Origin of the sequence: Allosphingosinicella deserti, from assembly GCF_003012735.1 — a bacterium.
Taxonomy (GTDB): domain Bacteria; phylum Pseudomonadota; class Alphaproteobacteria; order Sphingomonadales; family Sphingomonadaceae; genus Allosphingosinicella; species Allosphingosinicella deserti.
Genome location: NZ_PXYI01000020.1, coordinates 1 through 10966, shown reverse-complemented (window position 1 = coordinate 10966; position 10966 = coordinate 1). Strand labels below are relative to the sequence as shown.

The 10966-nt window shown below is 62.0% G+C and carries 10 protein-coding genes; 5 read left to right on the top strand and 5 right to left on the bottom strand.

The window, feature by feature from the left end:
* Window positions 1-408: 408 nt before the first annotated feature.
* Both C7I55_RS27580 and nhaA read left to right on the top strand, forming a co-directional pair.
* The gene (locus C7I55_RS27580) at window positions 409-606 is read left to right on the top strand and encodes a hypothetical protein (RefSeq protein ID WP_106516272.1); all 198 of its coding nucleotides are present in this window, start codon (window positions 409-411) and stop codon (window positions 604-606) included.
* 216 nt (window positions 607-822) lie between these two features.
* A complete protein-coding gene (nhaA, locus tag C7I55_RS27575; protein ID WP_106516271.1) occupies window positions 823-2049 on the top strand; it encodes a Na+/H+ antiporter NhaA in 1227 nt (408 codons plus the stop codon).
* Between the two features lie 156 nt (window positions 2050-2205).
* On the opposite strand, the gene C7I55_RS27570 is transcribed toward nhaA, so the two are convergent.
* Entirely contained in the window at window positions 2206-3132 is a 927-nt protein-coding gene (locus C7I55_RS27570; protein ID WP_106516270.1) for a hypothetical protein, read from the bottom strand.
* Between the two features lie 91 nt (window positions 3133-3223).
* On the opposite strand from C7I55_RS27570, the gene C7I55_RS27565 reads away from it, so the two are divergent.
* Window positions 3224-4540: an SLC13 family permease gene (locus C7I55_RS27565; RefSeq protein WP_106516273.1), complete on the top strand. Its 1317-nt coding sequence runs from the start codon at window positions 3224-3226 to the stop codon at window positions 4538-4540.
* A gap of 222 nt (window positions 4541-4762) precedes the next feature.
* On the opposite strand, the gene C7I55_RS27560 is transcribed toward C7I55_RS27565, so the two are convergent.
* The 3 genes from C7I55_RS27560 to pal all read right to left on the bottom strand — a co-directional run bounded on the left by C7I55_RS27560 (window position 4763) and on the right by pal (window position 7956).
* Window positions 4763-5440, bottom strand: a complete 678-nt coding sequence (locus tag C7I55_RS27560; RefSeq protein ID WP_106516269.1) for a response regulator — start codon at window positions 5438-5440, stop codon at window positions 4763-4765.
* The gene (locus tag C7I55_RS27555; protein ID WP_106516268.1) at window positions 5437-6996 is read right to left on the bottom strand and encodes a sensor histidine kinase; all 1560 of its coding nucleotides are present in this window, start codon (window positions 6994-6996) and stop codon (window positions 5437-5439) included. The genes C7I55_RS27560 and C7I55_RS27555 overlap by 4 nt, the downstream gene beginning before the upstream one ends.
* Before the next feature lie 426 nt (window positions 6997-7422).
* Window positions 7423-7956, bottom strand: a complete 534-nt coding sequence (gene pal / locus C7I55_RS27550) for a peptidoglycan-associated lipoprotein Pal (RefSeq protein WP_106516267.1) — start codon at window positions 7954-7956, stop codon at window positions 7423-7425.
* A 347-nt stretch (window positions 7957-8303) separates the two neighbouring features.
* Between pal and C7I55_RS27545 the strand changes: the two genes are divergently transcribed.
* Window positions 8304-8612, top strand: coding sequence for a hypothetical protein (locus C7I55_RS27545; RefSeq protein WP_106516266.1), 309 nt, complete (start codon window positions 8304-8306; stop codon window positions 8610-8612).
* Between the two features lie 119 nt (window positions 8613-8731).
* Window positions 8732-9148, top strand: a complete 417-nt coding sequence (locus tag C7I55_RS27540) for a hypothetical protein (protein WP_106516265.1) — start codon at window positions 8732-8734, stop codon at window positions 9146-9148.
* 152 nt (window positions 9149-9300) lie between these two features.
* Here the strand turns inward: C7I55_RS27540 and C7I55_RS27920 are convergent, their stop codons facing one another.
* Window positions 9301-10545 (bottom strand): endonuclease/exonuclease/phosphatase family protein, encoded by a 1245-nt coding sequence (locus C7I55_RS27920; protein WP_158266629.1) that lies wholly within the window; start codon window positions 10543-10545, stop codon window positions 9301-9303.
* Window positions 10546-10966 lie beyond the last annotated feature (421 nt).

Sequence of the window (10966 nt, the reverse complement as noted above, 5' to 3'; positions counted from 1 at the left end):
TGCCTTCGCCGCCGGCTTCGAAAAGCAACGGCCTGCACGCGTGCAGGCCGTTGCTTCACATGCGCCAATGCGCAATCACAATCGCCGGTCTCTAGTCCCGACTGGATGAAAGTTGGGGGTCACGTCATCGTCGATCAATGGCGCACCGAGCGGTGCCCCTATGACCCTATGCGGGACGCACTCGCGAGCTTTCGCACAGGTCGGCCGTGAAATCTCGCCGTGACTGGCCCGGCAGGTTTCCGCCGCCCATATAAAAGCTGTGCGAACGCCTTTGTTTTGGAAGTTGTAGGGTCCTCGAGAGAATCACCGAGCAAGCGGCACACCCCTGCTGCACCCATTCTTTGATGCACCGTTAGCCGGCGAAATCCCGCTTGCGAAACGGCTCTAAGCTTTTGTGGAGGACCCATCATGATACGATTGCGCGAAGGCGAACGTCTCTACTCAGAGGAGGAGACGTATTTAATGATGCGTGCGGAGTCTGAGTTGCGAAGAGCACAGGAAGCAAGCCACCCCGAGGCGGTGAAGGCGCACTACGAGCTTGCCGAAGGCTATCTCGGGAGGGTGCATTGCTTTGCACCGGTTGACGTAGATGCAGAGCAAAACTGACGGGCCACGTTGCTTTCATGGGTTTGTCGGCTGCTAACCGCACCTGTCTACGCCGAAAATATCCTCAATGGCGAGACTGACGTTCGCCTCACCGGAGTTCAGGCCGAAGCTGATGGGTTCGTCTATGTCGCTCCCTCCGGACCTCGGTTGATGTTGACCCTTCCTTGCTGCCTGGACCGACTTGCGTGAGTAGAAGTAGCTGTGCAGGACCTTCGAATGGCTTCCATCGACACATCCAAATCGGAACGCAACGCCGGCCTGCTGCTGATGGGCGCCGCGACTCTCGCTCTCCTCGTCGCGAACTCTCCGCTGGCCTCGGCCTACCAACATCTGCTGCACACGCGCATAGGGCCGTTGTCGATCCACTATTGGATTGCAGACGCCCTGATGGCCGTGTTTTTCCTGATGGTTGGCCTCGAGGTGAAACGGGAGTGGTATGACGGACAGCTTGCAACGCCCGCTGCGCGCAGGCTCCCCGTCGTCGCTGCTGCTTCGGGGATGGCCGTTCCCGCGCTGATCTACACCCTGGTAGTCGGCTTCGATCCGCAATTGAGCCGTGGCTGGGCCATCCCTGCCGCAACGGATATTGCCTTCGCCCTTGGCATTCTGGCGCTCATCGGCGGCCGGGTTCCGGCGTCAATCAAGCTCCTACTCGTCACCATTGCGATCATCGACGATATCGGCGCGGTCGCGATCATCGCGATCTTCTACACGGCAGATCTTAGTACATGGGCACTCGCTGTCAGCGCCGGGATCGTTGCCTCAATGGCCATGATGAACATGTTCGGCGTGCGGCGACTCTGGCCATATCTACTCGGCTTTGCCGTGCTTTGGATTGCCGTCTTCCAGTCCGGAGTTCATGCGACCATCGCAGGCGTGCTCGCCGCGCTGACGATCCCGCTCGGGCGCGGGGAGCAGTATAGTCCCTTGAAGCGGCTCGAGCACGCTATCCACCCCTGGGTGATGTTCGGGATCGTACCGGTTTTCGGATTTGCGAGCGCCGGGGTCGCGATCGAAGGGCTCGACGTGCTGTTGTCACCTTTGCCGCTGGGCGTCGCGCTCGGGCTGCTTGTCGGGAAGCAGATTGGGGTGTTCGGCGCGGTCTGGCTGGCGGATCGGAGCGGCCTGGCGCCAAAGCCCTCCCATCTGCGATGGGCGCATATCTACGGCGCGGCCCTTCTTTGTGGGATCGGCTTCACAATGAGCTTGTTCATCGGCGAACTCGCCTTCCCCGATCCTGCCTTGATCGATTCTGCAAAGATCGGGACGCTGGCGGGATCCGCCTTGGCTGGCCTGCTTGGCTTCGCCGTGCTGCGCCTGACGGGGCCGATTCCAGCCACGGCGCATGAAGATGCGGAAGCGGAGGAGATATTCGGAGAGGATTGCGATCGCGAACCCCGCGTATGCGTTGATGACGAGTTGCCGTCTTCCTCAAAGAACTGAGCGCACGCCTCATGATCATCGCCACAGTTGGGCGGACCGCCTGCCGCGCCGCGCTCTCGGCCAGCACGCCCTGCGCGACACCGGGAATGCTACGGGGCAGGAAGATCACAATAGCGTTCGGTGGTTGTCTCATCGTCCCGTCAGTCGTCGCAGCACTCAGCCGTAGGACCACTCCGCGACCAGCGAGTCGGTGTCGACGCGTCGCAATTCGACCTTCTGAATTTCAGCCGAGATGATGCAGGTCGGCGCTGCATTCGGCCCATTTCCGATACAGCTCACCACCTTGCCGCTCGCAAGACTACGGAGTCGGCCCGACAGAACGAGGTCGAACCCGGCACGCAGCTCTTGGGCCTTGTCGGGGGGGAGGGACTCAATCTTCTGATAGGAGCGGCTTTCACGACGCTGAACCCGCGATTCCTCCGGGCCGTGGAACTGGGCGATCCCGACCCAGGGACCGTCCGCAGGCTTGGTTACGAGTGAGCCGGAAGTCGCTGGGCACGCGGCGTCCAGGAGCCACGGCTTCGGTATCCAGAAGCCGTTAACCGCCTCGTAGGTTTGACCGGCAAGCTGTGCGGCGATGGGATCGGCAAGATCGATGTCCGGGGCGGCGGTCACCTCGAGGCGCTTGCGTTCCGCGTCATAGCGCCAGCCCATCGAAGACTGCCATTGACGGCTCGGAGCTTCCTTCGGTTGCACGGCCGGTGTGCCCGCCGGATCCGCGGCCATTTTCGCCTCAATTCGCGCATCAGGCGCTGCAGCCTCGGTCGCGCATCCGAAGCGCATCGCAAACTCGAATCGTGACCCGTCGATCCGTTTTTGCGCTTCGCTATCGTTGCGGCCAATAGCGGTCGCGCTGGCGGCCCGCAGCGCTGCCAGGAGGATGTCCTCTCGGGTCAGCACCGCAGGCTCCGGCGGCAGGGGCGGCGGTGCGGCGGCAAGCACGTTGTCCTCTGCCGGCGTAACGACGTTGTCCTGTTCGTTGGTCTGGGGCCCGCAGGCCGCCGCGGCGGTGACGGCGATTGCGGCAAGAAAGATTCGCTTGGAAGCGCGTCGTCGGCAGTGCATCGCATGACGATAGCACAAGCCGAAGCCGCCGCGACACCGAAGGGAATTTGGCTGCTCAGGAAACCCACCCATGGAGCGAACCTGTAACAATGGCGGACGTTTCAGGCAGGTGAGCCTCGACCAGATCATAACCCTTCTCGTCCTCGTGGGCGTTGTCGGCGCGCTCATCTGGGACAAGGTGAGAGGCGACGTCGTCGCTTTGACGGGCGCCGCGCTTCTCCTGGTCACGGGTGTGGTCAGGCCCGTGGAGGTGCAGGGCGCTTTCGCCAGTCCAGCGATCATCGCCTTGGCGTCTCTGTTCGTCATTGCCTACGCCATGGAGCTCTCCGGATTGCTCGACAGCGCGATCGAGCATCTCGTCGCCATTTGCCGGCGCATCGGAGCGTCCGGGATCTGGCTCGTCATCGGAATATGCGGGGCCGCCTCCGCATTCCTCAACAACACGCCGATCGTGGTGTTGAGCGCTCCGGTGGTACGGGATGTCGCCCGGACCTTGCACCTGTCGCCCAAGCGGTTCCTCATGCCCCTGTCCTATGCCGCGGTGCTGGGCGGCTGCTGCACCCTGATCGGCACCTCCACCAACCTGCTCGTCAACGACATGGCGACCATTGCGGGGCAACCCCGCTTCGGCATCTTCGAGATCACGCCGGTCGGGCTGGTGGTTGCGTTCGCCGGCGGCGCCTATCTGATGCTGTTCAGCGGGCGCCTGATCCGCCTGCAAGACGGTGATGAGGCGGCGAGCGTTGGCGACGTGCTCGCCGATCATGGCGAGCCTGGCATTGCCGGCGGATCGGTCGGCGCCGCAAGCGCCTTCAAAACCCGGCGCCCGTTCCGTCCGGCGGCGGCGCTCGCATCATCGCTCGTGTTCCTGGCAGTCATTGTTCTTGCCAGCTTTGATGTCGCGCCGATCGCTGCATGCGCGTTCGCTGGCGCGGTGCTGCTGATCCTGATGCGTATCATCACCGCCGACGAAGCGTATCAGGGGCTCCGGCCCGACGTGCTGATGCTGATCGCAGGGATGGTAGTGCTTGGGATTGCGCTTGACGAAACTGGGCTTGCGAGCGCCGCCACGGAATCGCTGGTCGGCTCGCTCGAGGGCTTAAGCCCGTTGCTTGCGCTGATCATCTTGTACGGGGCGACACTATTCCTGACAGAGCTGCTTTCCAACGCAACGGTGGCGGTTCTCGTCACGCCGCTTGCGGTAGCACTCGCCGAGTCCCTTGCTGTCAGTCCACGCCCGTTCCTGGTGGCGGTGATGATCGCCGGCAGCGCCGCGTTCGCAACCCCGTTCGGCTACCAGACCAACGTGCTCGTCTATCAGATGGGCAGCTATCGCTATCTTGATTTCGTCAAGGTGGGGCTGCCCCTCAATCTGATTACCTGGATAGCCGGCATAATCGCCATTTCGCTCCACTTCCCCTTCTGATCCAGGGTCATTCGCGAGAACTCTTCTCCAGGATCTGATGCAACGCAATCAGACCTCTCGAGAGCGGCGGAGCTTTCATCTACAAAGCATCCGAAGCCCCTGGCCTGCACCGTCGTAGCTGGAGCCGACGAGGCGGGCGGTTCATCTCGCGCCCCCATCATCCCGGACCTATTTTGCCTCATCCGAGCTTGGGACTTCACGCGCCATCTTCGCGCGAGGCACTCAGCCCGCGAGCCGGTAACCCACACCTGGCTCCGTCAACAGGATGCGCGGCTCGGCAGCGTCCTCCTCGAGCTTCTGGCGTAGAAGCGCGATGTAGCTGCGCAGATATTGCGGATCCGCGGCAGGATCGCCCCACCCGGCAAGCAGGAGTCGGCGGTGGGTGACCACCTGGCCGGCATGTTCCAGCAACGTTCGGAGTAGGTCGAACTCCTTGGGGGAAAGCTTGACCTCATCGCCCATCAAGCGAACCTCCCTACGGCCGAAATGGACCGAGAGCTCGCCGACGGTAATTTGTTCGCGCTCGCGGCCGTGAGAGGAAGCACGTCGTTGGGCGACACGAATGCGTGCCATCAACTCTGCGATGTCGAATGGCTTGTCGACATAATCGTCGGCGCCGGCATCCAGCGCGGCGACTTTTTCACTACCCTGGTGCCGGGCCGAGATGACGATGATCGCCATGTCTCCGAAGCTCCTCAGCGTGGAGATGAGCTCCTTGCCGTCCGCATCCGGCAGTCCAAGATCGAGCAGAACGACGTTGATGGCAGCGGTTCGGGCGACGTGAAGACCCGCCTGCGCATTGGCGGCTGTCAAGACGGTGGAGCCGGTCGCCTCCAGTACTGGCTGAAGGACACGTGCGATGGCCGGCTCGTCGTCCAGAATCAGGATACGGTTCCTCATCGGGCCTCGCGTTTCGTACGTTGGAGAGGTAGGCAGATCTCGACCGTCGTTCCACCTTCTGCGCCGCTCGCCACCCGAATGGTGCCGCCGAACGCCTCCGTGAAGCCTTTGGCAATCGACAGACCCAAACCGCTCCCCTCCTGATGCGTGGCCCGAGATGAGCGGTAGAAGCGATCGAATACCCGGTCGCTGTCTTGCGGCTCGATGCCGATTCCGCAGTCAGTTATCGTCACGTGCAGCCAGTCTTCGCCGGTCCAAGCTGCGACCCTGATGGGAGCAACGTCCGGGCTGTAGCGGACAGCATTCTCGAGAACGTTGTAGAAGACCTGCTCGAGCATCAGCGGATCAGCGCGCACGAGTGCATCCTGGAACGCGAAATGTTTCGAAATTTCACGTCCCGAAGCGATGGTTCGTGCGCGCGAGATGGCCGCCCCGAGGACATCGAGCGCCTCGCACTCGGTGAACTGGCCGGCATCGACCCCGAACTGAAGACGAACCAAATTGAGGAGATTGGTGGTATAGCGGTTCAGGCGATCACATTGCTCTTCGATCGTCTCCAGGAGATCGTTGCGGACAGAGGCGGCGAGCTCATCGCCGTAGCGCCGGACACTGCTTGCCGACGCTGAAATCACGCTTAGCGGCGTGCGCATGTCGTGCGACACCGAAGAGAGGAGGCTGGTTTTGAACTCCTCGGAACGACGTACGAGCTCCGCTTCGGAAACCTGCTCCAGAAGAAGACAGCGCTCGAGAGTAATGGCGAGAAGGGTCAGCAAGCCATCAAGGTCCTGCTCCTGGTCGTCGCTCTCGGCTTGCCCACTCCGGGTGACGACGAGCACGCCGAGAGGCTCTGAGCCCTTGGTAATCAGGACCGCGCGCTCCTGATCCCGCTCGATCGACGGATCGCCACTTACCAGCAAATGCTTGGCCAGCTGCACCCGATCAATCACCGGGGGATCAGCGGACAAGGATCCGTTGGAATCCGCAAGATAGACTGCGGGATGGATATATCCTCGGCGCGCCAGGAAGCCTGCGATCGCCTGCGGGATCTGATTGACGTGGGCTGCAGATTGAAGCCGCCGGCTCACCTCGAGGAGCGCGGTGACGCGGCGATTTGCGCTTTCTGCCGCGACTGCGCGCTCATGTAGGCGCCCGGCGACGAGGGCCGACGCTGCCGCACTCACGTTGAAAGCGAGTAAGGGGACGAGTTCTTCCGCCGAGGTAAGGCTGAAGCGGAAGACCGGGTCGCTGATGAAGAAATTGTAGATCACGCTTGCTGCAACTGCAACGAAGAGGCCCCCGCGCATGCCATGCAGCGCTCCCGCGACAGTCACGCCGAACAGATAGACGATTGCCGCCGTAACCGGTCGCCCGAATTGCTGCGAGAAGATCGCCAGCCCTGTTGCCAGGACGAATATCGCTATCCCAAGTAGAACGCGCCCTGCCGGATGCTCCGTACCCTCGCCAAGGAGGTCCATTTCGCTGCTTTCTGCGAAACCATCTTCCTTGGTGTTGCGCGATCTTGCAGCACCTGGTGACGGGCCAAAAGAGCTGATCATTGGTCGTTCGCGCTCCGCCAAAATTCAACTGCTTCCCAAAAGACCATCTGCCAGCGATGCCGTGCTCGAAACGCCTGACGAGACCATCGGTGCAACGGTTCTCCGACATGAAAGTCGATGCGTTCGAGCCTGACATGGTCATTCCCCGGTGCCTCCTACGCCGCCCAGCAATTTGCCAGCTCTGCAAGCGAGCCCCGTGGCGAGAGACTTGCGACACCTCTGAAGGGTGGTGATGGGGACAGGGGGCGTCCCCATCACCGGATGCGCCCAGAGAAGATTCGCATCCTGACTGCAGCTTGGACGAAGACGCGCGAAGACGTGACCACGGATTTCCTATGGGGATTGGAAGCGCGCCGCAAAGCGATATCAAAGCAGGTTGGTCGACGCTGAGCTGATCTGGAAGTTCGGTCATCATCCCGTCGCGGGTCAGGAACTGCTCACCAGCACCGTTACCGCGCGGCGATTCTGGGCCAGCGAGGCTACATCCGAGCCAAGTGCGGCGGGCCGCTCCTTGCCCCAACTGACGACGTTCATGCGCGACGCTGCCACGCCGCGGGCGGACAGAAAATTCTTCGCAGCGTTCGCCCGTCGTTCGCCGAGCGCGAGATTGTATTCGCGTGTGCCGCGCTCGTCGCAATGGCCCTCAATCGTGATCCGAACCGACGGGTGCGCAAGCAGCCATCTCGCTTGGCCCTCGAGAATGGCGCGGGCCTGATCGTCGAGGATATGGCTGTCGGTGACGAAAAGAACGGTGTCCGCGCCGGCCTGCGAGACCATGTCGCGGCGCAACCCCTCAAGTTCCGACACCTGCCCGGCGCTGCCGAAATCATCGCCGACAGCCGTTGCCCCGTCGCTCCCAACCGGCGCGGGGGGCAACTGTGCCGGCTGCTTCTTTGCGCAGGCACTGGTGACCAAGGCCGCACCTGCGGCAAGAGCAAGGGGAGCAAGGCGCAGCTTCATCGAAATCCTCCAAGGTGTGGGCGCGCCCTGTAATCCGTACCTCCGAGCGACCGTTACAACGGCTTTTCTATGCTGGCGGGAGGCAGCCCATGGCCGCGAACGCTGCCGAGGGGCGGCGAATGCCACCATCGACCGTCATGCCTTAGGACCAATAGTCTCAACTGATGGGCTTCAGGTCAGGATCGTCCGCTTGTCCAAGCCACAACGATTGGCGGAGTCAGGCCCCTCTAACCTCGCCCGGGCCACTGCGACGTTCTTTCGTGGGCCGCGAGACGCATAAAAAAGCCGTACGAACGCTTAGGTCTGAAGCAGGATAACCTCCGCATCACTACGCGCAGGAGGCAAGGATGCGACGGCAGCTTGGTGCCGAAAAAGTCGATAACTGGGCCGATATCGCCTACGCGGTAGAGCTGCTCTGCTGGCTGCTCGCTGCCCTCGTTCTGCCTGCCTGGATGGGCCTGCGAGGCAGCTCGCTTCTACACTTTGCCTCTTTTGGCGTTGGTGCCGGCGCAATGCTCGGCGGTGCAGTTTACGCGAGCAACGGCCGACATTTCAAAGGTCAGGCAGCTTTTGCGTTACAGTTCGTCGCGGCCACGATCCTCTCGATCCTGCTGATAGGGGGCGTGGTGTATGGGCTCGTACGCATGCTGGCGTGAATGATCAGCGGGCAAGAACGGAAGCCGAGACGCACTTTGTCTGCAAGGAATCTGGGATCCATGACCGTGCTCCCGCCGCTTTTCACGCGAGCTAGACTGAAGGCAGGATGAGGTATCGAATGGGCAAGAGACGCACATTCTTCGGGTCTCTGATCGGTGCCGCAATCGTCGCGCCCATGATCGTCCTGGCGTCTACCGGCACAACTGAGAGCACCGCAAGCAAGGAGAATTGGGTTGAAATCGGAGTTGCCGGGGATGGCACCCGGGCCGAGGTCGACCAACTTTCCATTACGGGCGAGCCGCGGGGAGTAGCGCTGCGTCAACGGTTCTTGCGCAACTTCGCCGGTTCCACTGAGGCCACCGAAATCGAGCAGTGGGTCATCTACGACTGCGGAGCACATGTGGTCCATACGGTAAGTTCGGACGAACGGGCAAAAGGCGGTACGATCCTTCGAGCTGATCGTTTCAGTCCGCCGGAAAAGGCCCGTATCCGCCCAGGATCTCTTCCCGCCCTTATTTACAACGCCGTCTGCTGATACGCCTGCGAGATGGTTGTTCTGAGGCGGCAACCATGCGCCGCGAATGCCTGCCCGGAACGCGACGCAGGCTCGATACCGTCGCGGGAGTAGTGCTCTTCCAAGCTATTTAGCTGAAGGCGTAGGCCGTTGACCATTGCCGCATATAGTCCCTAAGGCGCACCTATGAGCCCAGGATCAACGTCGGGCACAGGGGCGTCGCAGCGCGACAGCGCGTCCCCCGAACCGCGCTGCCAGGACAAGCGATAGGTCACGAGAAGCCCGTCGTGATCGGAGAGGGGGGCGCCGCGCCAAGGCACGTCGAACATTGCTTCGAGCCGAATTGGCGAGACCTGCACCAACTTGCCGCTTGCGAATCCCTGCAAGTCCTGCGTGTCCATCCATGGTTGATCACCGTCCCAGGAAAGCTGGACGTCGCAAACATTCTCCCGAGCAACGCACCACTCATGCACGAGCGGCCAGCTCTTTCGCGTTGCGAACGTCTCGAAGCGGTCCGGAGCATTGCGCATGTTGAAGTCGCCTCCGAAGATCATTGGGTAGTCGGGGCTTCGCCGTTGCTCGATGAAACTCATCAGCTCCTCCACCTGAAGCTGGTGTGCGAGCAAGGACCTTTGGGCGGACACTCCGGCTGCTCCGCGCGAGTTCAAGTGGGTGTCGAAGAGTTCTAGCGGCTGAGGAACCCCCTTGAGCAGTATCCGCGCGTAGAGAATGCCCTTGTTGGCCAGGCAGTCATAGCCAGCGCACTCGCGCTTGCGGAACGGCTTGCGATCGGTGTCGACGATCGGATGATCGCTGAGGATGTAGAGCCCGCTCGGCAGAAACCGCCTCAAGCCTTCCCCTTTTGTCCGATTGCGTCGGGTGACCAGCTGGCGTGCTGCGGCAGCGCTGGTTGGCGCGCGTCGCATGTGGGTGCTCGGGCCGCGCACAAAATACGGGTAGCCAGAACGGCTGCCGATCCTCGAAGCGTCGCCGGAGAACGCTTCCTGCAGAAGAACGATGTCTGGCGCTCGTCCGGCACTCCGGAGTGCCGCCAGCTGAGAGACGATTTCCCGAAGCCGGGTTCCCCGCTTTTTGCGGATCGGCCACGGAAGTCCTTCCACGTTGTAGGTGAGAACTGATATCGTGGCGTCTCCCCGCTCAGGCCGGTGCGCTTCCGCAGCGGAGGGCAGGCACACTCCCATCTGGTCGCGGGGGAAGGAGGCACACCCGCCCGAAGTAAGGAGGGTGAGCACGCACAAGGTGGCCAACCGCAGGCTACGGGGCCGCAATCGGCTGGTCAGCGATCGCACCCTGCTCAATGGATCGGCTCTAGCCGCGCCGGCAGGTGTTCCGCGGCCGATCGAGCATCCGCTTCTGGAGGGATGGCGCACTTTCTTGCCAAACTCTTCGTCCTGCATTCACGCCGATTTGAGTACAAGCCGAGTCACGAGCAGAAACAGGACCTGGGGGCAAGTCTGCACGGCGATGGTTTGGATCTTTCGTTCGAAGCACGAGTGAGCTTGCCTCGACGAAGCTCCATCGTGAATTTTGTTCGTCGCGCGCCGGCGAGCTGCCGGAGGCTCATAGCCAGGCAAATGACCGCGCTTGCCGCAGCCCGTCGTTACTGCCCGTCGTTGCGAATGGCTTTGGTCGTGAGCTAATCCTGATATCCATACGTCGCGGCAGCCTATCGAATTGCTACACCGGTGGCCGCCTGACGTGACCCCCAACTTTCATCCAGTCGGGACTAGAGACCGGCGATTGTGATTGCGCATTGGCGCATGTGAAGCAACGGCCTGCACGCGTGCAGGCCGTTGCTTTTCGAAGCCGGCGGCGAAG

Excerpts from the sequence above, each read along its gene's own strand:
- C7I55_RS27555 (WP_106516268.1), bottom strand. The coding sequence starts at position 6,996 with ATGATCAGCTCTTTTGGCCCGTCACCAGGTGCTGCAAGATCGCGCAAC.
- C7I55_RS27560 (WP_106516269.1), bottom strand. The coding sequence starts at position 5,440 with ATGAGGAACCGTATCCTGATTCTGGACGACGAGCCGGCCATCGCACGT.
- C7I55_RS27545 (WP_106516266.1), top strand. The coding sequence starts at position 8,304 with ATGCGACGGCAGCTTGGTGCCGAAAAAGTCGATAACTGGGCCGATATC.
- C7I55_RS27540 (WP_106516265.1), top strand. The coding sequence starts at position 8,732 with ATGGGCAAGAGACGCACATTCTTCGGGTCTCTGATCGGTGCCGCAATC.
- C7I55_RS27580 (WP_106516272.1), top strand. The coding sequence starts at position 409 with ATGATACGATTGCGCGAAGGCGAACGTCTCTACTCAGAGGAGGAGACG.
- pal (WP_106516267.1), bottom strand. The coding sequence starts at position 7,956 with ATGAAGCTGCGCCTTGCTCCCCTTGCTCTTGCCGCAGGTGCGGCCTTG.
- nhaA (WP_106516271.1), top strand. The coding sequence starts at position 823 with ATGGCTTCCATCGACACATCCAAATCGGAACGCAACGCCGGCCTGCTG.
- C7I55_RS27920 (WP_158266629.1), bottom strand. The coding sequence starts at position 10,545 with ATGCAGGACGAAGAGTTTGGCAAGAAAGTGCGCCATCCCTCCAGAAGC.